The organism is Paracoccus broussonetiae, from assembly GCF_031854425.1.
Classification (GTDB): Bacteria; Pseudomonadota; Alphaproteobacteria; order Rhodobacterales; family Rhodobacteraceae; genus Paracoccus; species Paracoccus broussonetiae.
The window spans coordinates 41,602-65,011 of sequence record NZ_JAVRQI010000006.1 but is presented as its reverse complement, the minus strand read 5'-3'; the positions used below and the strand labels follow the sequence as shown (position 1 = coordinate 65,011).

Below are 23,410 nucleotides of genomic sequence, written 5' to 3'. Positions count from 1 at the left end.
GCCGCGCGCGAGGGGGTGTGCTGCCATGAACAAAGGCCCTGCCAAAGACAGGGCCTTCGCAAAGGTCGGTCAGGCGCGGATCAGAACGCGCGGGACACGGACAGCTTGAAGTTCCGCCCCGGTGCCGGACCGGTCAGCCAGGTCGCGGGCGTATAGTCGCGGTCGGTGAAGTTGTCGACGCCCATATGCACCTCCAGCCCCTCGGCCATGCCCGCTTGCGGGGCCCAGGTCGCGAACATGTCGTGGACGCCATAGCCGGCGCGACGCGACCCGTCGGGCTTGTCGCGGCCCGCTGCCAGCGTGCTGCGCAGGCCTACGCGCCAGGCATCGCTGGCGGTATAGGTCGCGGACAGCGTCACGCGATCGTTCGGCAGCGTATCCAACACCACACCATTCTGATCCTCGCCATCGACGACCGAGACCCCTGCACCGAACTCGAAGGCGCTGATGATGTAGTTCGCCTCAAGCTCTCCACCCTTCAGATAGGCGCGGTCGACGTTGACGTATGAAGGGGTCGGGGCCAGCGCGTTGGTGCGGATGATCATGTCGTCGATATGGTTGCGGAACAGCGTGACCTTCATCACCGCCTCGTCGCCATCGGCCAACAGGCCGGACCCGCGATAGGACAGGCCGATCTCAAGGTTCTTGCCTTTCTCATCCTTCAGGTTGCCCGAAGGTGCACCGCCCATGAAGCTGTCGTAAAGCTCATCAACGGTCGGCATCCGGTCCACGAAGGCGACCGAGCCAAAGACCGACCAGCTGTCGTTCAGGCGATAGATGGCGGCAACCTGCGGCTCGACCGCCTCGGCATTGTATTCGTCATCGGTCGCCGTGACCGAGCCCTTGGGTTCTGTCCGCTGCTTTTCATAGCGCAGACCGGTGTTCACCGTCAGATCGCCCCAAGTCACTTCGGACAGTGCATAGGCGGCGATCGAGCGGGTATAGGCCTCGGGATGCGAGGACGAGATCACGCTGGACGACCGGTCCTGCTTGTAGACCTCGGCTCCGGTCGTCAGGAAGTGGTCGTAGCTGTCACCCGACAGGTCCGCGACGTTCATCAGCTTGAACTTCCACAGCCGATAATCGCGCTTGCCCAGCAGCGTGTCCATGATGGGTTCGTCCGGGTCGTCGCCCTGGCGCACGTCCTTCATGGTATTGGTATAGGACAGGGTTGCGGTCAGATCGACATAGCGGTTGTCCTGCGGGTTCCAGCCCCAGGTCAGCTTCGCGGTCTGGTCCCGCGTGGTGATGTCGCCCACGCCCCAACCGGTAAAGCCGGGGAACAGCCCGATCTGCGCGCCTTCCAGCTGGTTGAAGTCCTGATCGGTCCCCTTGGCCTCAAGATGCTGGTACGAGAATGCGACATATTGATCGCCGAAGGTCTTCTTGGCTTTCAGAAGCAGGTTCGGCGTCTTTGAGTTCGAACGGACGGTGGTATTGCCGTCGGCATCCTTTGTGTCGCCGATCTTGCGCCAGGCAAAGGCGGTCAGGGCCTCGAAATCCTCGGTTGGACGCCAGCCAAGCGCGACGCTGCCAAGCACCGTGTCCGGGTTGCTGGAATAGCCCAGCTTGACCTTGCCGCCCCAGATGTCGCCATCGTCCAGAAGGTCACCGGGTTCGATTGTCTCCATGGCGATGACGCCGCCAAGCGCACCCGATCCATACAGCGTCGACGAGCCCGGCCCGCGCAGGACCTCGACCGCGCGCAGGAAGTCGGGTTCGACGAAAAGCGAACCCTGACGGTAGGATTCATAGTATTTCTTCTCGCCATCGATAAGTTGGACGATCCCGGCTTCGGACGCGGCGGTGCCGGACGACCCGAAGCCGCGGATGTTGAACCCCTGCCCGAAGAAGCTGCCCGAACCGACGCCCGCGACCCCCGGCACCGTGGCCAGCACCTCGCCGATATGGATGGGCGCGATGTCGTCAAGCTGCTGGCTGTCGACGACGGTCACAGATTGCGGCACCGACGATGCGACCTTGGGCGTGCCCGCGCGCAGGACCAGCGGGTCCAGCATGAAGCGTTGTTCGGCGGTCGCGGGATCGGCATCCGCGACGTTTGATTGTTCCTGCGCGGCGAGCGGCAAGGCGAGCGCAGAAAGACAGGTCGTGCTGGCCAGCAGCGCGACGTGAATTGAAGAACGTGACATAGGTCCCCGTCAGGCTTGTGATTTCTTACGCAAGGCTGGCTGAGGCTGGCATCTTGCGCGGGGTAATTTAATCAGACTAAAATTGTCAATGATTCTTCCGATCGCCCCCAGCCGTTCAGCCACGGGTGCCAGACCAAAAACCACAAAAGGCTCTCCGATGTCCGAACACTCCCCCGCCGACCTGCGCCGTCTTCTGGCCGAGGACCCTGCCCGCCCCTTTGACCTTGCGGCCCGGCTGGGCCTGCCCGAAGGCGCGCTGGTCGCCGCGCAGGTCGGACACGGCGCGCTGCGGATCGATTCGACGCTGGGCCGGCTGTTTCCGGCCATCCAGTCCCTTGGCGAAGTCATGGCCCTGACCCGCAACCGGTCCTGCGTGATCGAAAAGGTCGGCACCTATAACGACTTCCACGACGGCGACCATGCGGCGATGACCGTCGACCCCGAAATCGACATGCGCATGTTCCCGCGCCAATGGGTCCATGCCTTTGCCGTCGAAAAGACGGATGACAGCGGCACCCGCCGTTCGGTGCAGGTCTTCGACGCGGCAGGCGACGCGGTCCACAAGGTGCATCTGCGGGCCACCTCGGACCTTGCCGCATGGGAGGTGCTGAAGCGCGATCTTGCCCTGCCCGAGCAATCCGACAGCGCAGAGTTCCGCGCGCGCGAACCGGTCGATCCGCCCCGCGCCGCCCCTGATCGGGTGGATACGCTGCGCCGGGAATGGAACGAGATGACGGATACCCACCAGTTCAACACGCTGATCCGGCGGCTCAAGATGAACCGGCTGGGGGCCTATCGCGTCATCGGCGCGCCGCAAGCCAGACCGCTTGCGGTCGAGGCCGTGCCCGCGCTGATCGAACGTGTCCACCAGTCCGGAACCGGCGTCATGTTCTTCGTCGGCAATCAAGGCTGTATTGAGATCCATTCAGGCCGCTTCGAGGTTCTGAAACCGATGGGACCGTGGCTGAACGTGATGGATCCCCGGTTCAATCTGCACCTGCGCGGCGATCATGTCGCCGAGGTCTGGGCGGTCGAAAAGCCGACCAAGCGCGGACCGGCAATCTCTGTCGAGGCCTTCGACGCGGAGGGCGCGCTGATCTTTCAATGCTTCGGCCTGCGCCCGGAAAAGGGCGGCGATGCCGCCGCCTGGGCCGCGCTGGTTGCGGATCTGCCCGCGCAGGCGGAGGCCGCGGAATGAGGCGACTGGCCCTTGCCCTGCTGCTTGCGGGCGTGGCAGTCCCGGCCATGGCCGCCGAAACCCATCCCGAGGCCAGCCGCGTGCTGTCCATCGGCGGGTCCTTGACCGAGATCATCTATGCCCTTGGCGAAGAGAACCGGCTGGTCGGACGTGACACCACCTCGAACTGGCCGCCGCAGGCGAATGCCCTGCCCGATGTCGGTTACATGCGGGCCCTGTCGCCCGAAGGCGTCCTGTCGGTTTCGCCAGACCTGATCCTGGCCGAGGATGGCGCTGGCCCGCCCGAGGCAGTGGCCGTCCTGAAGTCCGCCGGGCTGCCCTATGTCGCGGTCGGGGAAAGCCATGACGCGGCGGGCGTCCTGCAAAAGGTCGATACCGTCGCCGAAACACTGGGCGTGCCCGAAAAAGGTCGCGCCCTGCACCAGCAACTGGCGGCAGAGCTGGACTCGGCCGCTGAACGTGCGCGGGCCGTGGGAACCCCGCGCCGTGTCCTGTTCGTCCTGTCGCTGCAAGGCGGGCGGGTAATGGCGGGCGGGACGGGAACCTCGGCCGACGGGATCATCCGTCTGGCAGGGGCCGAGAACGCGCTGGAAGGCGTCGAGGGCTACAAGCCCATCACGGACGAGGCGATCATCAAGGCTGCCCCTGACGTCATCCTGATGATGCAGCGTGGCGAAGCAGACGCCGATGCCGCTGCAAATGGCGGGTCGGGCCACGATGCCGCCATGGCGACGGCGCTGGCCATGCCGGCGCTGGCCCAGACGCCCGCGGGACGTTCGGGGGCGCTGGTGATCATGGACGGGCTGAAGCTCCTGGGCTTTGGCCCCCGTACCGGGCAGGCGGCGCTTGAACTGCATGACCTGGTCTATGGGGCGCCGTGATGGTCGCGCTCTGCCCGGACATGCCCCGGCTTGACGGCGACCGTCGCCATCTGGCCCGACGGCTTGGCCTGCTGCTGGCCGCGACGCTGGTTCTTGTTTCCGTCATCTCGCTGGGCTGGGGTGCCTCGGGCACCTCGCTGCCGCGCGCGCTCGCCGATCTGTTGGCCGGGCGCGAACTGGCCGTGCAGGACCGGGTCGTGCTGATGGATATCCGCGTCCCGCGCCTGCTGATGGGCATGCTGGTCGGGGCCTCGCTGGCGGTCTCGGGCGCGCTGCTGCAGGGCCTGTTCCGCAACCCGCTGGCCGATCCGGGGATCGTCGGCGTCAGCTCTGGCGCGTCGCTTGGTGCGATTCTGGCCATCGTCTGGGGCGGCATGCTGCCGGTCGGCTTGGCCGGAGCTTTCGGCTGGTATCAGGTGCCGCTGGCTGCCTTTGCGGGAAGCTGGATCACAACGACGCTGCTTTACCGGGTCGCGACGCGACAGGGCCGCACATCGGTTGCGACCATGCTGCTGGCGGGGATCGCGCTGGGGGCGATCTTCAGCGCCCTGGCCGGGCTGATGATCCTGCGGGCCAATGACAGCCAGCTGCGCGACCTGACCTTCTGGGGCCTCGGCTCGCTCGCCGGGGCGAACTGGCCCAAGCTTGCCGCCGCAGCCCCCGTGATGATCCTTGCGCTGGCTTCGGCCCCATTGCTGGCGCGCGGATTGAACGCCCTGGCCTTGGGCGAGGCCGCGGCAGGCCATATGGGTATCCGCGTCCAGCGCGTCAAAAGCCGCGCGATCCTGACTGTCGCCGCCGCAACCGGGGCCGCGGTCGCCGTTTCGGGCGGGATCGGCTTTGTCGGCATCGTCGTGCCGCATCTGCTGCGGCTGGCCAGCGGACCCGACCATCGCTGGCTTCTGGTCAACTCGGCCTTGCTGGGCGCGATCATGCTGCTTCTGGCCGACATGGTCAGCCGCACCCTGATCGCCCCGGCGGAACTGCCCATCGGGATCGTCACCGCGATGATCGGCGGGCCGTTCTTCCTGTGGATCCTGTTGCGCAACCGCGGAGTGCTGGACCTGTGACCCTGATCGCCACCGACATCTTCGTCAGCCTTGGCCGCCAGCAGATCCTGTCCGGCGTCTCGTTCCGGGCCGAGCCGGGCCAACTTACCGCCATCGTCGGACCCAACGGATCGGGCAAGACCACGCTGATGCGTGCCCTGACCGGCGAAATCACCCCGCGCGGCAGCATCACGCTGAACGGGCGGGACATATCTTCCCTGACGCCTGAGGCGCTGGCCCGCCGGCGCGGCGTGCTGCAGCAGGCCACGGCCCTGTCCTTTCCCTTTACCGTGGCCGAGGTCGTCCGCATCGGACTGGAGGCGCGGGACGAACAGGCCGGGGCGCTGGTTCCGGCGGCGCTGGCCGCGGTCGATCTGGCAGGGTTCGCGGGTCGTCTTTATCAGCAACTGTCCGGCGGAGAGCAGCAGCGCGTCCAACTGGCGCGCGTGCTGGCACAGGTCTGGCAGCCCGTCGATCCCAAGGGGCCTCGCTGGCTGATGCTGGACGAACCGGTCAGCAGCCTGGACATTGCCCATCAGCTGACGGTGATGCGGCTTGCCGCCGATTATGCCCGGCGTGGCGGCGGCGTCGTCGCGGTCATGCACGACCTGAACCTGACCGCGCTGCTGGCGGATCGGGTCGTGCTGATGGGCAAGGGACAGGTCCTGTCGCAGGGCACCCCGGCCGAGGTGTTTACCGACGCGGGCCTGTCGCGGGCCTATGGCTGCCAGTTGCAGGTGAACACCGTGCCCCGGGACGGGATCTGGATCCTTCCACAGACCGCCGGGCTTTCCGCCTGACCGATCGGGGCGACGGCCGACAGGCTGTCGCCGCGTTTCGACAGGGCCTGACAAAACCGTCCCCATCGTGTTTCTAGCGGGACGACGCCCGGCATTCCTTCGTGTTACCGTTCCGTGATTCCAACGGCAGGCGTGGCATGGGCAAGGCATTCATCCTGGGTATGGTCGCGGTAATCGGCATCCTGTCGCAGGCGGCCGTGGCGCAGGAACTGACGTTTTTCCGCATCGGCACCGGCAGCACCTCGGGGACCTACTATCCCATCGGCGGCCTGATCGCGAACGTGATCTCGACCCCGCCGGGTTCGCGCGCCTGCGACGATGGCGGGGCGTGCGGGGTTCCGGGCCTGATCGCGACGGCCGTGGCCTCGAGCGGCTCGGTCGGAAACATCAACGCGATCGCGGATGGCCGGATCGAGGCGGGCCTGACCCAATCCGACATCGCCTATTGGGCGCAGACCGGCACCGGCCTTTGGGAAGGCCAGCCGCCGGTCGAAAAGTTGCGCCTGATCGCCAACCTCTATCCCGAGAACATCCACCTGGTCGCGCGCGCGGATGCCGGGATCGAGACCATCGCCGATCTCAGGGGCAAGCGCGTGTCGCTGGACGAGCCGGGCTCGGGCACGTTGGTCGATGCGCGCATCATCCTTGGCGGCTATGGCATCAGCGAAACGGACATCGAGCCCCAGTTCATGACCCCCGACGAAGCCGCGCAGGGAATGCGCGAGGGCACCATCGACGCCTTCTTCTTCGTCAGCGGCTATCCCGCGTCCTCCATCGCCGAACTGGCCAGCCAGCAGCATGTCCGGCTGATCCCGCTGGATGGCGCAGGCGCCGAAAAGCTACGGGCGGAATACAGTTTCTTCAGTGAGATCACCTTTCCCGCAGGCACCTATGCCGGACAGGACAAGGACGTGCCGACGCTGTCAGTGGGGGCCCAGCTTGTCACCAGCGCGGACCAGCCCGAGGCGCTGATCCATGACATCACGGCGGCGCTTTACAATAGTCAGTCGCAAAGGCTGCTTGCCGCGGGCCACGCCAAGGGCAGGCTGATCACGCTGGAAAACGCGACGAAAGGCGCGGGCATCCCGCTGCATCCGGGGGCCGAGCGCTTCTATAAGGAGGCACGGGTTCTACCCTGAGCGCGCCCCGGTCCGGGCACCCGCGGAGCATGGCCCCCGGAATTACATCATGTTAACAATGCCGACATATCGATAATTGCAGTTAACACACGCATCGCCAATTCTTGCGCCCGTGACGGGCGCCCGACCACCGCGACGCCCCCTGCAGATGGAAAGCCACAAGATGAAGACCTCGATCGCCACCGTCTCCCTTTCGGGGAATCTGACAGAGAAGCTTGCCGCGATTTCCGCCGCCGGCTTCGACGGGATCGAGATCTTCGAGCAAGACTTCATCGCATCTGATTTCGGCCCCGCCGAGGTTGGGCGCATGGTCCGCGACCACGGGCTGGAGATTACGCTGTTCCAGCCCTTCCGCGATTTCGAGGGGCTGCCGGAACCCCACCGCTCGCGCGCCTTTGCCCGTGCCGCCCGCAAGTTCGAGCTGATGAACCAGTTGGGCACCGACCTGGTGCTGTTCTGCTCGTCCGTGCATCCGGCTGCGATGGGCGGCATCGACCGCATGGCGGATGATTTCCACGAGCTGGGCGATCTTGCCCGCCAATATGGCGTGCGTGTCGGATACGAGGCGCTGTGCTGGGGCCGCTTCGTCAACGACCACCGCGACGCATGGGAGGTGGTGCGCCGCGCCGATCACCCGAATATCGGGCTGATCCTTGACAGCTTCCACACGCTGGGCCGCAAGATCGACCCGGACTCGATCCGTTCGATCCCCGGCGACCGCATCTTCTTCGTGCAACTGGCCGACGCGCCCGCCATCGACATGGATCTGCTCTACTGGTCGCGCCACTTCCGCAACATGCCGGGCGAGGGCGACCTTGACGTTCCCGCCTTCATGCGTGCGGTCATGGCGACCGGCTATGACGGCTGGCTGAGCCTTGAGATCTTCAACGACCAATTCCGCGCCGGGCTACCGCGACTGGTCGCTCTGGACGGGCGGCGCAGCCTGATCTCGGTCCAGGATCGCGCCCGGCGGGCGGAACCCGCGCTGGCGGTGGCCGACCAGACGGACATTCCCGCCCCCGTCCCGGTCAAGGGTGTCGAGTTCATCGAATTCGCCACCAGCGAGGACGAGGCCCCCGAGCTTGCGGCGCTGCTGACGGCGACCGGCTTCCAGCCTGCGGGCAGCCATGTCTCGAAACCTGTGACCCTGTGGCGGCAGGGCGATGTGAACCTGCTGGTCAATACCGATGCGCGGGGCTTTGCCCGTACCTCTTATGTCGCGCATGGTACCACCGTTTCGGAAATCGGGCTGAGCGTCGCGGATGCGCAGGCTAGCTTCCAGCGCGCCACCGCGCTTCTGGCGCAGCCTCATCAGCAAGAGGTCGGCAAGGGCGAACTGGCCATTCCCGCGATCCGTGGTGTCAGCGGCAGCGTCATGCGGTTCCTGGACAGCAGTTCCGAACTTGGGCGGATCTGGGACGTGGATTTCCGTATCGCGGACAAACCGGCCACGGGGGCAGGCATCACCGGAATCGACCATCTGGCCCAGACCATGCCCTATGACGAAATGCTGAGTTCGTCGCTGTTCTATACTGAAATCTTCGCCGCCGAGAAATCGCCGATGGTGGACGTGATCGACCCGGACGGGCTGGTCCGCTCGCAGGCGATCCGCACCGGTGGGATGCGCGTGACCTTGAACGGGGCCGAGGCGCGTCGGACCCTTGCCGGGCGCTTCATCGAGGAAAGCTTCGGCTCCTCGGTCCAGCACATCGCCTTTTCCACCAATGACATCTTCGCCACGGCCGAGGCCCTGCGCGCCCGCGACTTCCCGGTGCTGCGGATCGGCGCGAACTATTACGATGACGTTGCCGCCCGCTTCGGGCTGGATTCCGCACTGACCGAGCGTCTGCGCCGTGGCAACATCATGTATGACGAGGATGCCGGCGGGCAGTTCTTCCAGCTTTATTCGATGCCGCGCAAGGATGGCTTCTTCCTTGAAATCGTTCAGCGCCAGGGCAATTACAACGGCTATGGCGCGCCGAACGCGCCATTCCGCATCGCCGCGCAAAAACGCACCGCGCGCCCGACCGGAATGCCCCGCGCCTAAATGAGTTCGTGCCGGATTTGCATAATTCGTTTGTGCATTCCGGCCGCTTGCGGGACAGATGAATTCCTTGACTCGGATTAAGATCATTATATCCTTTCAATGGTCAGTTGATCGCAGGTGCGCAGCACAATTTTAACGTCGCGCTGCCACCGCCAGGACATTCGATTTTCACGCCGATCTGCAGACATGCATTGAACGACCGACTGCTCTTCCGACGGCTGCTTCCCCGGAAGATTTGAGAGCATTCCCCAGCCCGGACGGGCAGGGTCACACCGGAAAATTTCGAGGTTCACTGGGTCGGAGACGGCGCGGGAAGGCGGGATTATCCTGTCGTCAGGGACTTGCATCCCCGACCGCTGCCGACATGCAGCAAGGATCATGGATCATGACCACCCCACTTACTCCGGGCGTCTATGTTCGCGAGGCGCCGGGCGGCGCGCGTGCGATCGAGGCCGTTCCCACCGCCGTGACGATCTTCGTGGGCGAGACCGAGCGCGGCCCGGCGACCCCCACCCCGATCTCGTCGGAAATCCAGTTCCAACGCGTGTTCGGGGGCTATTTCCGCAACGAAGGCGACGCCGCCACGGCGCGGTTGTTCCTGCCCTATGCGATCCGCGGCTTCTTCGAAAATGGCGGGCCGCGATGCTATGTGCTGCGCCTGGTCGCCGGGGTCGGGGCGGTCGCCGCGACGACCGCGTCCCTTGCGGTCGATGCACAGCGCGCGGTCACGGTCACGGCGGCGGGCGGGGCCCGCGCGCGGATCGTGCAAGCGCGTGCGCCTGCCGCGAACGAGCAGCTGCAGATCGTGATCGCCAATGCGACCGATGGCGATGCCACGCATTTCAACCTGACAGTGCGGGTCTCGACCAATAACGGCACCAGTTTCGCGAACCGGGCCGCAAACCCGACCTTTACCAACCTGACGACGGTCACAGGCGACGCGAACAACGTCGCGACCATGCTGGCCAATGACCCCGATATCCGCTGGTCCGGTCCCGCAATCCGGCCTGCGAACCTTGCGGCCGGACCGGCGGGCGTCCTGCTGGGCCCCGCGGGCAGCGACGGGGGATCGACCCTTCAGGCGCGCGGTGCGGGCGTGTGGGGGAATGGGCTGCGGGCGGCAATCGTCGACAGCACCGATGGCGATCCGATCCGCTTCAATCTGATCGTCTATTACCGCCCGGTGGGCGAGGCGAACTTCACCGAAGTCGAGCGGTTCGAGGGCCTTTCGCCCGATCCCGCGGATGAGAAATACATGCTGGACCAGATCGCGCGCTCGGGCTTTCTTGCCTGGGGCAATGTCGATCCGCCGCGGGTCTTCCGCCCGCGCAATCAGGGCGACACGACCGGGGCGACACCGGGCGTGGCGCTGGCGGGCGGAACCGGCGGCAATGCGACCCTCGCCTCGGCGAACTATCCCGCCGCACTGTCGGCGCTGGACGGGATCGACGACGCCGCGCTGATCGTCTGCGGTTCGGACGGGATGCTGAACGCAACCGGCGATGCCCAACACAACCAGCTGGTCAATGCCGTCCTGACCTATGTCGAGGCACGGCCACAGCGCGACCTGTTCCTGGTCGCCGATGCGCCGCGTTCGGTCGCGGCTGCGGACCCCGTCGGGAATGCCGTGGACCAGGCGCGCAACGGCATCACCGGATCGGATTTCCGCGCGCTTTACTGGCCGCGCATCGTCGTGGCCGATCCTGCAGGACTGGGTCGCAACCCTGTGCGGGCAATCCCCTCGGCAGGCCATGTCGCGGGCCTTTACGGGCGCACCGACGGCAGGCGCGGCGTCTGGAAAGTCGCCGCCGGGATCGAGGCCGCGCTGCTTGGCACGGTTGGTCTGGATTTCCAGGTTCTCGACCGCGACCAGGACCGGATGAACCCCTATGGGCTGAACGCCTTGCGCACCGTTCCGGGCGCGGGTCGCGTGGTCTGGGGCGGGCGCACCGGGCGGCCGACGACGGAATGGCGCTATATCAACGTCCGACGGACCGCGATGTTTCTGCGCAAGTCGATCTTCAACGGCATCCAGTGGGCGGTGTTCGAAGGCAATGACGAACGGCTTTGGGCCGCATTGCGGGCCTCGATCGGGGCCTTCATGGAGGCACAGTTCCGCAACGGCGCGTTCGCCGGCGCGACCAGCCGCGAGGCCTATTTCGTGAAATGCGACGCGGACACCACCACCCCCGACGATCAGGCTGCGGGGATCGTGAACGTCCAAGTCGGCTTCGCACCGTTGCGGCCCGCGGAATTCGTCATCGTAACCCTCAGCCAGATGACCCGCCGCTAGGCTGGGCCGCGCAGAGAAAGGAGCCGGGACATGCCGACATTCAATGTGAATGCCCATCGGATCGATCCCTACAAGAACTTCCGCTTTCGCGTGACATGGGACGGCCGGGTCGTGGCCGCCCTGTCCAAGATGTCCGCCATCAAGAAATCGACCGAGGCCATCGAATGGCGCGCCGCGGCCGATGCCGGGATCATCCGCAAGATGCCAGGCCGGACGAAGTTCGAACCCGTCACCTTCGAATCCGGTCTGACCCATGACCGGCAATTCCTGGACTGGGCCAATCAGGTCAACAACCCGCAGGGCGAGGCCGCGAACAGCCTGCTGAACTATCGCAAATCCGTCCGGGTCGAGGTGCTGAACATGCAAGGCACGCCCGTCATGGCGTTCAACCTGATGCGCGCCTGGGCCAGCGAGTTCCAGGCCCTGCCCGAGATGGACGCCAATGCCAACGCGGTCGCCATCCAGACGCTGAAGGTTGAATACGAAAGCTTCCAGCTCGACGAAGCCGTCGTCGAACCCGCCGAAAGCTGACGCAACCGAGGTCGCCATGCGTCACCTGACCGGACAGGACGAGATCGCGTTCCACGCCGCCACCGGCCCGACCGGCCGCCATGCCCGGCTTGCCGGGCTGGTTGCCGGGCTGGGTCTGGCCGAAGCCGACCTGCTCCCGGGCCTTAGCCTGGCAGAGTGGGAAGGGCTGCTGCTTGACCTGCTGGTTGCGCTGGACGGCCCGCGCATCGATGCCGAGGCGCGTTGCCCGGCCTGCGGCGTGGGAAACTCGTTGATCTTCCCCGTCCGTGACCTCCCGCGCGAACCTGCGGCGTCCCCTGTGCTGAACGGTCGCGCACTTCACCTACACCTTGCCGACCTGCTGGCCCTTGAGGCCGAGGGGCTGGAAGGCGAGGCCGGATTGTCGCGCCTGCTTTCCGCCGCCACGGAGCTTGGGAAAGCCGAGACCGTCCGCCAGCTTTGGGGACCGGACCGCGACGCGGCCATTCTGGCGCTGGAGCAGGCTGCGGCGGGATTGGGGCTTGAAATTGCGACGGCCTGCACCGGCTGTGGCGAGCCGATCACCCTGCCCTTTGATGTCGCCGATTACGTCGATGCCGAGTTGCGCAATCGCGCACAGCGGCTGCTGGACGAGGTCCATCTGATCGCGCTCAGCTATCACTGGTCCGAAGCCGAGATCCTGTCCCTGCCCCACGCACGCCGACAGGATTACCTGCGCCGCATCCTCGCCAGTCAGGTGCTGTCCGCAGGGGCTGGCCGGGCGGAGGGTGGATGATGCGCGCGCCCCGCCTGTCCGCCCTGATCGGCACGATCCCCGACGCCGAGGCTGCGCCATCCCGGCTGGCACCTGCGCCAGTCGCGAAGGCCGCGCCGGTCGATCCAGCCCCTGCCCCGCCTGTGGCCGAGACTGCGGGACCGGCGCGCGCGGACGCTTCGCCGACGTCAACCGCGCAGTCCAAGGCGCTGGCACAACCAAGGCCCCGTGCCCGCATGGCCGATCCCGCGGACCCGGTCGCAAAGCCGAAACCGCCGCCTGCTGCCCCCGCGTCAGTGCATGCCCGGGCCGGGATCGCGCCTGCTCCCCCCGCTGCCCCGTCGCCCGGAATTGCGCGACCAAGGCCTGCCAGCGGAGCAGTCGATGCACCACCCCCTTCCGCGCGCGTCACGCGAAAGGCCACCGCGTCCGAGACACCCCGGCCAAAGCCGGCCCATACCGTCCGCCTGCAGGTCCCGCGTGAAGATCTGCCGCCTGCGCGCAGCAAGACGCCAGAACTGCCGTCGCCGCCTGCCCCAGCCCGATTGAAGCCGGTCGAACCTGAGCGCTTGCAGGAAAGCGCCGCCCGGCTTGGACTTGCCCGGCCCGCGGTATCGCCGAAACTGCCGCCCGCGCCGAAGGTCGCGCCTGCGCCGATCCCGCCGAACAAGCCGAAACCGGTTCCGCAAGAGGATGCCCCCCCTGCGCCGCCGCCCCGCAGGGCCCTCTTGTCCGCAGATCAGCCCGACGCGCCACGCCCCGCGCCCAAGGTGACGCCCAAGGCCGCGCGACCATGGGTTGAAAAGGCTGCGAAACCACCCTCATTGCAGCCCCGGACCGCCGCCCAGCCGGTGCTTCCGGCCCAGCCGCCTCGGCCGGAGCCATCCCTCCGCATCGTCATTGGCAGCTTGAAGCTGGTGACGCGGCCGCCCGCCGACCGACCCGGCAAGCCGCAATCCTCGTTGGGGCCGGTGGTGCGGCGCGGGCCGCGCGGCCATTCCATTCCCCGCCCGGACGGAGGCTAGGCATGGCGCGCTTTGTCAATCTCCACGACGCCGGACGGGCGCTCGCCTCGCATCTCAAGGCGCGCATTGCACCGCTTCTGTCCGATATCGTCGCCGGACCCCCGATCGAGAACCCCGCCACCCAGGGCGAGGCGATCCGGGTCTCGCTGTTGTGGGTGACGCCGCAGCCGACCCATCGCAACGATCCCTGGTTCACGGACGATGCCGGACAACGGCGGCCGCCGCCGCTGTCGCTGTCGGCCTATTTCGTCGTCACGTCCTATGGCAATTCCCCGGCGGGAGAGCCGGTGCAGGCCGTGAACCGGCTGGGACAGGCGCTGCAGGTCATCGAAACCGCACCGACGATCGAAATGCCGATCACCGCCGCGCCGAATATCGATCCGGTACCGGGCAGCGGCAGGATGAATGCCACGCTGGTGCCGGTTGCCGCCGACCTGATGGAGAAGATATTCACCCCGCTGCAGATGCGCCACCGGCCCTGGGCTCTGGTCGAACTTGGCCCGGTCCAGCTTGAGCGGCTGGATGCGCCCTTGCCAGCCGCCGTGCCGGTCGTGCCGGGCGGAGTCCGGCTGGCGGGCCCCGCGCCGGTCGCACGCCCGGCGATCACCACGCTTCATCCCTCGCCGCTGGGGCGGGGACGACGCATCCGCATCGACAGTGCACAAGCAGCCAACGCGACCGAATTGCGGATCGGGGAGCAGGTTTTCGTCTTCGCGGACCCGCCCCTTGGCGCGGGAGAGATCGCAAGACCCGATGCCTTGGGCCGCATCTTCGCAACTTATCCCGCCGCTGCGCCAGACGGACCGCTGGACGTGGTGCTGACCGGACCGGGGGGCACCTCGGAACGCCATCCGGTAACCGTCTCCGCCACGGGGGCGGCGCTTGATGCGCCGGTGGATGCCCTGCCCGCAGGCGCCGACCTTCTGCTGACGGGTGGTGGTCTGGCCGCCACCGATCGTGCCTTCCTGTGGCCCGCCCGCGGGATCCACTCGCCACTGGAGGTGATCGACCTGGCCCCGACGACGGTTGCGGCGGGACAGGTCACGCTGGCCCGCGCTGGTCTGGACGCGGCGGGCCTGCGCGCCATCCCCTATCTTGTCGCGCTGCGGGGCGGCCCCGCCAGCTTCACCCCGGCGGTGCTGGTCGAGGTGGCGCCATGACCGCGATGGGACTTGGCCCCCTGGCCGCCGAGCCGGCCGAATGGATGCATGATGCGGCGCTGCTGGCCGTGACACATCACCTTCAGGCCAGCCGCACCCGGCCACCCGAGGATCTTGATCCGCGTTCGGCATGGCCGGATCGCGCCGGGGAATGGCAGGAACTGGTCCGCCGCGCGGCGGAACTGCCTGTCGATGCCTCTGGTTGGACCACGGTCGCGGCGCTGGCGGCCGAGCGTTTTCCCGACGCGGCGGCCGCCTTTTCGATCCTGGCCGACAATCCCGCCCTGCACCTGCCGACACCCGGCGTCTTTGCCCGCATTGCAATGGCCGGGCTGGGGCTTGGCTATGACGAGGCGCTGGCGGCCGCCCTGCTTGCCGCAGGCGCCGAGGACGGGCTGGAACTGGTCCCGCCGGCCGCCGCAAGCCTGCCGGCCTCGCAATGGGGAATACGGCTCTCCGCCGAGGGGCGGGGCCGCTGCTTTGGCCGCGCCCTGCGTGCCAGGGGCGATTTCTTCGCGGCGACCCACACGGCCGTCATGCTGCGCCCCGCGCGTGTCGCTGCCCGCATCCTTGCTGCCGAAGGCGTGGTCTGGGTCCGCAGCTCCTCGCGCCGGATGGCCCGCCAGCTTGCCAGCGACATCGCCTCACTGGGGGCGGGGCGGGGCTATGAGCTTATCGAGCTGCGCGGAGGCGAACCGGTCCCCCTGCCCGATCCCCATGCCCCCCTGCTGGCGGTGGATCTTTTCGCGCTGGACGCTCCGCCGCGCATTCCCCCGGTCATCGCCGACGGGGCGGGGCTTCTGCTGCTTGCCCCCGACCGGTTCGATGCGGGGCATATCCAGGCCGTTGACGCGCCTGCGCTTGACGCGGTCGAAAACCGCGCGGTCTGGGATGCAGCCGGGATCGCGCCCGCCATCGCCGATGCCCTTGCACCGCGTTTCCAACTGACCCTGTCCGAATTGCAGGGCGCCCGACGCGAGGCCGAGTTGATGGCAAACCTTGCGCAGGATGGCGACCAGCTTCTGACCCCGCCCGACCGTGCCGCCATGGCGGCGGCAATCCGCGCGGCGGGGGCAAGGCGAATGGGGCCTTCCGTCAGCAATGTCCGCACCAGTGTCACCCTGTCCGATCTGGTCGCAGGGGACGAGATCATGACCCAGCTTCGCGACGCCGTATCCTGGCGCGAAAGCCAGTCGCGCGTCTGGAACGTCATGGGCCTGCCCCGCGATGCGGGCGAGGCGAACGGGCTGACGCTGCTGTTCTCGGGTCCGCCCGGGGGGGGCAAGACCTTTGCCGCGCGCTGCCTTGCCAATGCGCTGGGGCTGAACCTGTATCGCACCGACCTGTCGCAGCTCGTCTCGAAATATATCGGCGAGACCGAAAAGAACCTGTCGCGCATCTTCGACGAGGCCGAGGCCGGCCACGGCATCCTGTTCTTTGACGAAGCCGACGCGGTCTTCGGCAAGCGATCGGACGTCAAGGACGCCCATGACCGCTATGCCAATATCGAGGTCGGTTTCCTGCTGCAGCGGTTGGAGAATTTTGGTGGGGTCACGATCCTTGCCACCAACCTGCGCGCCAATCTGGACCCAGCCTTCACCCGGCGGATGCAGTTCATCATCGATTTTCCGATGCCCCAGCAGGCCGAGCGCGAAGAGCTTTGGCGGCGGAACCTGCCCCTGCCCGATTGGCGCGAGGATGATCTGGACCTGTCGATGCTGGCAGAACGCTTTCGTTTCGCGGGCGGCAACATCAGGAATGCCGCCGTCGCCGCGACCCATCTGGCCGCGGCCGAGGGCGCGCCGTTGGGCCAGCGCCATCTGGCCCGCGCCATCCTGCGCGAGCTTGAGAAATCGGGCTTGCCACGCGGGGCCGAAGACCTGGGCCCGCTGGCCCAATGGCTGACGGAGGCGCGCTGAGCATGGTCCGCGACCTGACGCTGGATATCGCAGACATCACCGTCGAGGGCGCGACGGCGGACGAGGGACAGCGCCTGCGCGCGGTGATCGAGCGCGCGCTGGCCCAGGTCGCCCGGCAGCTTTCGGGTACCGAGGGCGCGATCCGTGACATCCGGCTTGGCGATCTGCGACTGGATCTGGCCGATGCGCAGACGCTGCTTGCTCCGGGGGGAGAGGCCGAACTGGCGCGCCGGATCGGCGATGCGATCAGGGCAGCATGGGAGCGCGGGCAATGACCGACCAGATCAACTTCGTCCAGGGTGCGTTCGCCGTCTACAATCCAGACGACACATCGGTCATGTCGGGCTTCATCCCCTTCCGCTTCAATCCCGAAACGCTGACGCGCCAATTGCAGCTGGAACAGGCACAGGGCGGGGCGGACAAGGGCGCGACGCCGGGGGCACAGGGCGCGGGTCAGGGTGGCACCAGCGGCGAGCAAGGGGCCGATGCCTCGTCTGGCACGCTGAAGGAAAGCTTTTCGGTCCTGTTGCGCTTCGACCTTGCCGAGCGCGAAGAGACGCGTTCGTCCCTGCCCATCGAATTCGGGGTGATGCCCGAGATCTCGGCGCTGGAGGAACTGCTCTATCCGGTCGAAAGCGAAAGCGAGGCGCCTTCGGACGGCAGCGAACCGGTCCGGGCGCGCGGCAGGCGGCCCATCGTCCTGTTCGTCTGGGGCGAAAGACGCGTGGTCCCGGTCAAGATCACCGGCATGTCGATCGCCGAGACCTTCTTCAACGGCAAGCTTTACCCAGTGCGGGCCGAAATCGAGGTCGGTCTTGAGGTTCTGGGCGAGGCCGAGGCCCGCGACAATACCCGCGTCAGTTCCTCGCTGGGCTTCACCGGCGCCAATCGGCGCAAGATGGCGCGGCTTTACCTCGACACGACGGCCGATCAGGGCACGTCGATCAACCTGCCCCAGTGAAGGAGGGCGCGAAATGGCGGTCGACAAGAAAAGCAGATACGCAAGCGCCCCGCGCATTCCGTGGATCCGCGCGGACGGATCGCGGGTCGAGCTGATCGGGATGACCCCCCGGCCCCAGCGCGCCGCCATCTTTGCCGCCACCGCGACGGACACCGACCGTCTGGATACGTTGGCCGCGCGCTATTACCGCGACCCGCTGAAGCTGTGGCGGATCGCCGATGCCTCGGATGCGATGGACCCGTTCGACGCGATCCAGCCGGGAACGCCGGTCCCGATCCCCCCCGACAAATAGGAATCCTGACATGGCGACGCCCCGCTTTTCGATCGAAATCGACGGCACCCGCCTTCCGGCGGACCTGATGGGGCGCGTTTCGGGATTCGACCTGTCAGAAGCCGATGACATGCCGTCGCGGCTGGCGCTGCGGCTGGGCCTGCGGCAGGGCGCGGACGGCACCTATGACCTGCTGGACGACAGCCCCTTTGAACCCGGCGCCGCGCTGCGGCTGACGCTGGGGGCACCGGGGGGCAGCGATCTGGTGGTGTTCTCGGGCCATCTTTCGCATCTGCGTCCCCATTTCGAGGAACCCGAGGCGAATTCCTATCTTGAGGTGCTGGCGCAGGACGCGACCCTTTTGCTGCAGGCCGAGGAACGCGTCGCCAGCTATCCCGACGCGGGCGACGCCGATGCCGCGACGGAGATAGCGGGCCGCTATGGTTTGCAGATCGATGCCGAGGATACCGCCGCGCGTCTGGCCGCCGACGACATGCTGCTGATCCAGCGCGCCGATGACTGGGCTTTCCTGCGCCATCTGGCCGCCAGAAACGGCTATGTCGTCTATTTCGAGCCTGACCCCCAAAGCGCCGAGCAGGTCTGCCATTTCCACCCCCGCCGGTTCTCGGATCCCCCGCAAGCGGACCTGACCGTCCTGCGCGAGAATGCCAATCTTGACTGGATCGACTTCGCGATGGCGCTAGACCGGCCCGAACGGCGGATCGCCCATGCGATCGACGCCGTCGCCAAGCGGATGCTGCGGGCCGAGGACGAGGCCCAGGATGAGCCGCTGGGCGAGGCGCTGTTCGCCTCGGAGGCGGCGCAGGGTCTGGTGCGCGCCGGGGCGACCGGATCGGTCCGCCTGCTGCGCGGGGCCTTGCCGCGGGACGCCGCGCTTGGCGCCCATGCCCGCGGGCGCGGGACGCAGGACCATCTGGTGATCGAAGCGCGCGGCCAGCTTGATCCCGCGCGCTATCGCGGGCTGCTGCGCCCCCATCGCACCGCGTTGATCAAGGGCGTCGGCGACCGGCTGAGCGGCAGCTACTACATCCGCGAGGTGGTGACGGCGATGGCAGACGGCAACCTGACCCAGAATTTTGTCGCTGTCTCGAACGCGCTTGGCCGCAAGGGCAGCGAGACCTTTGGCCAATCCGCCGAAGAGGAGCCCCCGGCATGAGCGAGACGAACGGCAAGCCTCTGGATCTTGGCCACATGCTGCAGATGGGCGGCATGACCTCGGACACGATGCGCGCCGTGGCGGCTCTGGTCGGCGATGCCGGTCGCGCCAGCTTCTACGGCAAATACGCGGGCATCGTCACCGACCGCGACGACCCGAAAAAGATCGCCCGCCTGCGCGCCCGCGTGCCCGAAGTCTTCGGTCCCGATCAGGATTGCGGCTGGGCATTGCCTTGCATGCCGTGGGGCGGCGGCGCAAACCGGGGCTTCTTTGCACTTCCGGATGTCGGCGATACCGTCTGGATCGAATTCGAGGCGGGCGACCCGATGCGCCCGATCTGGGCCGGCACCTTCTGGGGCGCACCCGAAAGCGCCGGAGGACAGGACGACCTGGGCAGCAAGACCGGGGCCGAGACACCCGAGGGGCCGGATGGTCCCGCCGCGCCCGGCCTTTACATCCTGCGGACCAGCGCCGGTCATGTCGTCAGCCTGGACGATGATGGCGGACTGATCGTCATCGCCGAAGCCTCGGGGGCCGAGATCCGCATCTCGGGTCAGGGAGAGGTCACCATCAAGGCCGACAAGATCAAGCTTGGCGCGAATGCTGCCGAGGCGCTGATCCTGGGAGACAGTTTCATGCAGTATTTCAACACACATACCCATCCGACGGGCGTCGGCCCCTCGGGACCGCCGACCCAGCCCATGACTTCAAGCCTGCTCAGCCAGGTGACGAAGACGGAGTGACCAGATGCCGTTGATACCCTCGGCCCTGTCGCAGTCACTGCAATCGCGCTGGCTTCCGCGCGATGACAAGGGGCCGTTCCATGACGATGCGGCGGCCTCGGCCCAGGCATTGGCCGGGGCCATCGCGGAATGGTTCGCGCTGGCGATGGCCTCGGGTATCCCATGCGCCACCGCGTCGGCACGGCAGGGCCAGCTGCAATCGATGCTGCTGCCGTTCCTGCAGGCTGGCGTCGCCCCCGCTGCGGGACAGGGCATCGCAATTTCGTTCATGGCCTATGTCGCGGGCCAATCCTTCGGACCCGGCGTCGCCGCGCCGCCCATCGCCACCAGCGCAGCGGCGGCCGCGATCGGGATGGTGCTTGCCGACCTGAACGTGCCGCAATCCTCTCGCGCCGACCAGATCGCCGCAGCGCTGCACGCGCAGGCGCTGTCCTCGATCGTCACCTTCCCGCCGCCAATGCCGCCATCCCCCGTCATGTGAACCCCGGAACATCCCATGTCCGCACGCTACATCTCTGATCCGTTCTCGCTGGGCCCGCCGCTGGTTCGTGCCGGGACCGGCCTGCGCCGCGAGGGTCTGGCCGAGACCGAGGATTTCCAGACGCATGTCCGCGACCGGATCATGGCAGTGCTGTTCACCCGGCCGGCGGAACGGGTGATGCGGCCCCGTTTCGGCGCGGGGCTGGATGCGCAGGTGTTCCAGAACATCTCTCCGCTCGCGCTGTCGGCGCTGGAATACCGTATCCGCGAAAGCCTTGACGCCGTCTTCGGGGACGAGGTGCTGCTGGAGGATCTGACCGTCACCGGCGCCGAGGACGAAGGCGCGATCCTTGTCACCATCGATTATGCGCTGCGCCGCGACCGCAGCCCCCTGCGGCTGGAGGTGGTGCTGTGACCGAACCCGGCGCCTATGGGCTGGAATGGGGCGAGGCCGAGATCGGCGCAGGCTGGCAAGGCATTACCGCGCTGAGCTTCGCCGAGCCTCCTCCGCCCGGTTATGTCGCCGAGCTGTGGATCATGCTGGCCAAGGCCGCATCCGGCATGGTCCCCGAAGACGTCGCGCTGGCCAGTCCCGATGGCAGCGTGATCGCGTTCGAGCGGCTGCCAGTTTCGAACGGGGATGGGCTGATCGCGCTGCGGTTTCCGCATCAGGGACCGCGCGGCCAGACCCGCGTCACCCTGTTGTCGGGCGGGAACGATCCGCTGAACCCATTCTTTGCCGAAGCCGAATTCGACTTCTTCATTGCCTGCCCCGCCGGAGATTGCCACGAGCCGCCCCCCGCGCTCGCGCCCGCCGGCGCGCAGCCCGCGATTGACCTGGCGACCAAGGACTATACCGGCTTTCTGGCGGTGCTGCAGGAATGGGCGCTAGCCAGCGATCCGAACTGGGCGGCGGTCAACCCCGCCTCGACCGAGATGATGCTGATGGAGCTTCTGGCCCATCATGCCGAGCTTCTGTCCCTGCATCAGGACCGGGTCGTGCAAGAGGCTTTCATCGACACCGCCCGCGAAAGACTGTCGCTGCGGCGTCATGCGGCTCTGCTGGGCATGGCGTTGGACGAAGGCGCCTCGGCCCGGGCTGTGGTCGCGGTCGATCTGCCCGCCGGGCGCAGCGGCTTCCTGCCCGCGGGCACCCGTTTCGTGCGCGAGGAAGAACTGGGCCGCATCACTGCGACCTTCCTGAGCGAGGTTCCGGTCTTTCTGGACGCGGCGTGGAACGCCGGGCTGACGCGGGATGCTGATCGCGGCACCTTGCGCCTTGCCGCGTGGCCGGGCGCCCCCGATGCCGTCCTGCCCCCCGGCACGCGCGAGATCCTGCTGTGGGGCTGGGGCGCGAACCTGATCGAGGGCCAGCGGATCGCATTGGTGCAGGGGCGCATCGCCCATGTCACCCATATCCTTGGCACTGCCGAGATCAGCTTGCCCGGCTGGGTCCAGGATCCTGCCGATGCCCCGCACGTGGCCCTGAGCGAACTGACACGGCTGGTCATGGCCGACCCCCTGCCCCAGCTCATCCGGCCCTGGTCCGATCCGGAAGGCGCGCCGGTCCTGATCACCGTCAATCTGATCGAGGCGATCCACGGAGAACCCGTGACCGCCGCGAATGAAGAAGGTGCCGCGATGGAACTGGGTGCGGGGCGGCGCGACCTGGTCGCTGCGACCGATCTGGTGACCGGGGCCTTGGGCATCCGCGCGCTGCGCACCCCGCAGCCGCAGATCCTGTGCGAGGATGACGGCCGCCCCTCGATCCGGCTCAGCGTCGGGGCAGAAAGCTGGGACTGGCAACCGACCTTGATGAACTCGGCCGGTTTTGACCGCCATTTCACGACCGAGGCGGAAGAGGACGGCTCGGTCTGGCTGATCTTTGGCGACGGCACGCGGGGTCGCGCCCTACCCCTGCCCGATGGCACGACAAGCCGGGCCCTGGCCCAACAGCCCGCGCATCAGCGCATCCGGCTGGACTGGCGGCAGGGCGATGCCGAGGCCGGGAACCTTGGCGCCTTCGCCCTTGGCGCGGCGCGTCCGCCCCTGTCGGGCGATGCCGGGGCGGCGGCGGATTTCGCGGCGCTGTCTCCCATTGCCGCGACGAACCTGCTGCCCGCGTCGGGCGGGCGTCGCCGGGTCTCGGCCGCGCAGGCGCGCGCAATGATCCCGGAATCGATCCGCCATCCCGCGCGCGAGCGCTGCGTGACCGCCGCCGATTACGCCCGCGCCGCCGAAGAGGTGCCGGGTGTCGCACGGGCGACGGCGCGGCAATTGGGCGGGATTTTCAACACGATCATGGTGCTTTGCGCGCCGGGCGACGGCGACCGGCTGGATGATGCGACTTCAGCCGCGGTCCACGCCCATCTGGACCGGCTGCGCATGTCGGGACGCGAACATGTTCTGGGCGCGCCCGATTACGTCGCGCTGGACATCGCGCTGCTTGTCTGCCCGCACGGACAGGCCGGGGCCGCCGCGATCCGCCGCGCCGTGCGCGAGGCGCTGGTGCCGGGCAGTGCCGCCCGCCCCGGCTTCTTTCACCCTTCGCGGCGGGGCTTCGGGGAAAGCATCCTGCTGCCCGACCTGCTGGCCGCCGTCGCCCGCCTGCCCGAAGTCGGGGCGGTCAAGGCCGCGACCTTCCGCCCGCTACTGCAGGCCGGAGCACCCGAGGTGGCGCAGGTGATCCTGCTGGGCGCAACCGAGATCGCGCAATTCATGGGCGACGAATCCCGCCCCGAGCTTGGCCGCCTGTCGGTCCGGGTGCTGGGAACCGACGCCATTCCCGCGGGACAGGGCTTCGTCGTCGACGGACCCGCGCCCGAAACCGTTTCGTCCTAGGCGAGGTGATCC

At 67.4% G+C, this 23,410-nt stretch carries 20 protein-coding genes; 19 read left to right on the top strand and 1 reads right to left on the bottom strand.

All coding sequences use genetic code 11. The annotated features are described in order from the left end of the window. Positions 1-80 precede the first annotated feature (80 nt). On the bottom strand, positions 81-2,150 hold the full coding sequence (locus RM190_RS09105; protein ID WP_311759108.1) for a TonB-dependent receptor domain-containing protein: 2,070 nt from the start codon (positions 2,148-2,150) through the stop codon (positions 81-83). 157 nt (positions 2,151-2,307) lie between these two features. On the opposite strand from RM190_RS09105, the gene RM190_RS09100 reads away from it, so the two are divergent. From RM190_RS09100 to RM190_RS09010, 19 genes are all read left to right on the top strand, one after another. Then, positions 2,308-3,348, top strand: coding sequence for a hemin-degrading factor (locus RM190_RS09100; RefSeq protein ID WP_311759107.1), 1,041 nt, complete (start codon positions 2,308-2,310; stop codon positions 3,346-3,348). Continuing rightward, on the top strand, positions 3,345-4,229 hold the full coding sequence (locus RM190_RS09095; protein WP_311759106.1) for a heme/hemin ABC transporter substrate-binding protein: 885 nt from the start codon (positions 3,345-3,347) through the stop codon (positions 4,227-4,229). Before RM190_RS09100 ends, RM190_RS09095 begins: the two co-directional genes overlap by 4 nt. Continuing rightward, positions 4,229-5,299 carry a FecCD family ABC transporter permease gene (locus tag RM190_RS09090; RefSeq protein WP_311759105.1) on the top strand — a complete coding sequence of 357 codons (1,071 nt, stop codon included), beginning with the start codon at positions 4,229-4,231 and terminating at the stop codon, positions 5,297-5,299. Before RM190_RS09095 ends, RM190_RS09090 begins: the two co-directional genes overlap by 1 nt. Next, the gene (locus RM190_RS09085; protein ID WP_311759104.1) at positions 5,296-6,078 is read left to right on the top strand and encodes a heme ABC transporter ATP-binding protein; all 783 of its coding nucleotides are present in this window, start codon (positions 5,296-5,298) and stop codon (positions 6,076-6,078) included. Before RM190_RS09090 ends, RM190_RS09085 begins: the two co-directional genes overlap by 4 nt. Before the next feature lie 137 nt (positions 6,079-6,215). Then, a complete protein-coding gene (locus RM190_RS09080) occupies positions 6,216-7,217 on the top strand; it encodes a TAXI family TRAP transporter solute-binding subunit (protein ID WP_311759103.1) in 1,002 nt (333 codons plus the stop codon). Between the two features lie 163 nt (positions 7,218-7,380). Then, entirely contained in the window at positions 7,381-9,264 is a 1,884-nt protein-coding gene (locus tag RM190_RS09075; protein WP_311759288.1) for a bifunctional sugar phosphate isomerase/epimerase/4-hydroxyphenylpyruvate dioxygenase family protein, read from the top strand. 385 nt (positions 9,265-9,649) lie between these two features. Then, positions 9,650-11,557: a phage tail sheath C-terminal domain-containing protein gene (locus RM190_RS09070; protein ID WP_311759102.1), complete on the top strand. Its 1,908-nt coding sequence runs from the start codon at positions 9,650-9,652 to the stop codon at positions 11,555-11,557. 30 nt (positions 11,558-11,587) lie between these two features. Further along, entirely contained in the window at positions 11,588-12,088 is a 501-nt protein-coding gene (locus RM190_RS09065) for a phage tail protein (RefSeq protein ID WP_311759101.1), read from the top strand. Between the two features lie 16 nt (positions 12,089-12,104). Beyond that, positions 12,105-12,842: a hypothetical protein gene (locus RM190_RS09060; protein ID WP_311759100.1), complete on the top strand. Its 738-nt coding sequence runs from the start codon at positions 12,105-12,107 to the stop codon at positions 12,840-12,842. Positions 12,843-13,848: 1,006 nt separating this feature from the next. Continuing rightward, positions 13,849-15,006: a Pvc16 family protein gene (locus tag RM190_RS09055; protein WP_311759099.1), complete on the top strand. Its 1,158-nt coding sequence runs from the start codon at positions 13,849-13,851 to the stop codon at positions 15,004-15,006. After that, on the top strand, positions 15,003-16,925 hold the full coding sequence (locus RM190_RS09050) for an ATP-binding protein (protein ID WP_311759098.1): 1,923 nt from the start codon (positions 15,003-15,005) through the stop codon (positions 16,923-16,925). The genes RM190_RS09055 and RM190_RS09050 overlap by 4 nt, the downstream gene beginning before the upstream one ends. A gap of 2 nt (positions 16,926-16,927) precedes the next feature. Continuing rightward, entirely contained in the window at positions 16,928-17,200 is a 273-nt protein-coding gene (locus tag RM190_RS09045) for a hypothetical protein (protein ID WP_311759097.1), read from the top strand. Continuing rightward, complete coding sequence (locus RM190_RS09040; RefSeq protein WP_311759096.1) at positions 17,197-17,886, top strand: hypothetical protein; 690 nt, start codon at positions 17,197-17,199, stop codon at positions 17,884-17,886. Before RM190_RS09045 ends, RM190_RS09040 begins: the two co-directional genes overlap by 4 nt. 13 nt (positions 17,887-17,899) lie before the next feature. Further along, complete coding sequence (locus RM190_RS09035) at positions 17,900-18,178, top strand: hypothetical protein (RefSeq protein ID WP_311759095.1); 279 nt, start codon at positions 17,900-17,902, stop codon at positions 18,176-18,178. A 10-nt stretch (positions 18,179-18,188) separates the two neighbouring features. Beyond that, complete coding sequence (locus RM190_RS09030; RefSeq protein ID WP_311759094.1) at positions 18,189-19,334, top strand: hypothetical protein; 1,146 nt, start codon at positions 18,189-18,191, stop codon at positions 19,332-19,334. Next, on the top strand, positions 19,331-20,077 hold the full coding sequence (locus tag RM190_RS09025) for a phage baseplate assembly protein V (protein WP_311759093.1): 747 nt from the start codon (positions 19,331-19,333) through the stop codon (positions 20,075-20,077). Before RM190_RS09030 ends, RM190_RS09025 begins: the two co-directional genes overlap by 4 nt. A gap of 4 nt (positions 20,078-20,081) precedes the next feature. Beyond that, positions 20,082-20,558: a hypothetical protein gene (locus RM190_RS09020; protein WP_311759092.1), complete on the top strand. Its 477-nt coding sequence runs from the start codon at positions 20,082-20,084 to the stop codon at positions 20,556-20,558. A gap of 15 nt (positions 20,559-20,573) precedes the next feature. Continuing rightward, positions 20,574-20,972 (top strand): GPW/gp25 family protein, encoded by a 399-nt coding sequence (locus tag RM190_RS09015; protein WP_311759091.1) that lies wholly within the window; start codon positions 20,574-20,576, stop codon positions 20,970-20,972. Next, on the top strand, positions 20,969-23,398 hold the full coding sequence (locus RM190_RS09010; protein WP_311759090.1) for a hypothetical protein: 2,430 nt from the start codon (positions 20,969-20,971) through the stop codon (positions 23,396-23,398). Before RM190_RS09015 ends, RM190_RS09010 begins: the two co-directional genes overlap by 4 nt. Positions 23,399-23,410: the final 12 nt, after the last annotated feature.

What these genes read in the sequence shown, in the direction of transcription:
- RM190_RS09095 (WP_311759106.1), top strand. Translation starts at nt 3,345, where the DNA reads ATGAGGCGACTGGCCCTTGCCCTGCTGCTTGCGGGCGTGGCAGTCCCG.
- RM190_RS09050 (WP_311759098.1), top strand. Translation starts at nt 15,003, where the DNA reads ATGACCGCGATGGGACTTGGCCCCCTGGCCGCCGAGCCGGCCGAATGG.
- RM190_RS09055 (WP_311759099.1), top strand. Translation starts at nt 13,849, where the DNA reads ATGGCGCGCTTTGTCAATCTCCACGACGCCGGACGGGCGCTCGCCTCG.
- RM190_RS09020 (WP_311759092.1), top strand. Translation starts at nt 20,082, where the DNA reads ATGCCGTTGATACCCTCGGCCCTGTCGCAGTCACTGCAATCGCGCTGG.
- RM190_RS09060 (WP_311759100.1), top strand. Translation starts at nt 12,105, where the DNA reads ATGCGTCACCTGACCGGACAGGACGAGATCGCGTTCCACGCCGCCACC.
- RM190_RS09045 (WP_311759097.1), top strand. Translation starts at nt 16,928, where the DNA reads ATGGTCCGCGACCTGACGCTGGATATCGCAGACATCACCGTCGAGGGC.
- RM190_RS09105 (WP_311759108.1), bottom strand. Translation starts at nt 2,150, where the DNA reads ATGTCACGTTCTTCAATTCACGTCGCGCTGCTGGCCAGCACGACCTGT.
- RM190_RS09035 (WP_311759095.1), top strand. Translation starts at nt 17,900, where the DNA reads ATGGCGGTCGACAAGAAAAGCAGATACGCAAGCGCCCCGCGCATTCCG.
- RM190_RS09075 (WP_311759288.1), top strand. Translation starts at nt 7,381, where the DNA reads ATGAAGACCTCGATCGCCACCGTCTCCCTTTCGGGGAATCTGACAGAG.
- RM190_RS09015 (WP_311759091.1), top strand. Translation starts at nt 20,574, where the DNA reads ATGTCCGCACGCTACATCTCTGATCCGTTCTCGCTGGGCCCGCCGCTG.
- RM190_RS09040 (WP_311759096.1), top strand. Translation starts at nt 17,197, where the DNA reads ATGACCGACCAGATCAACTTCGTCCAGGGTGCGTTCGCCGTCTACAAT.
- RM190_RS09080 (WP_311759103.1), top strand. Translation starts at nt 6,216, where the DNA reads ATGGGCAAGGCATTCATCCTGGGTATGGTCGCGGTAATCGGCATCCTG.
- RM190_RS09025 (WP_311759093.1), top strand. Translation starts at nt 19,331, where the DNA reads ATGAGCGAGACGAACGGCAAGCCTCTGGATCTTGGCCACATGCTGCAG.
- RM190_RS09030 (WP_311759094.1), top strand. Translation starts at nt 18,189, where the DNA reads ATGGCGACGCCCCGCTTTTCGATCGAAATCGACGGCACCCGCCTTCCG.
- RM190_RS09070 (WP_311759102.1), top strand. Translation starts at nt 9,650, where the DNA reads ATGACCACCCCACTTACTCCGGGCGTCTATGTTCGCGAGGCGCCGGGC.
- RM190_RS09090 (WP_311759105.1), top strand. Translation starts at nt 4,229, where the DNA reads ATGGTCGCGCTCTGCCCGGACATGCCCCGGCTTGACGGCGACCGTCGC.
- RM190_RS09100 (WP_311759107.1), top strand. Translation starts at nt 2,308, where the DNA reads ATGTCCGAACACTCCCCCGCCGACCTGCGCCGTCTTCTGGCCGAGGAC.
- RM190_RS09065 (WP_311759101.1), top strand. Translation starts at nt 11,588, where the DNA reads ATGCCGACATTCAATGTGAATGCCCATCGGATCGATCCCTACAAGAAC.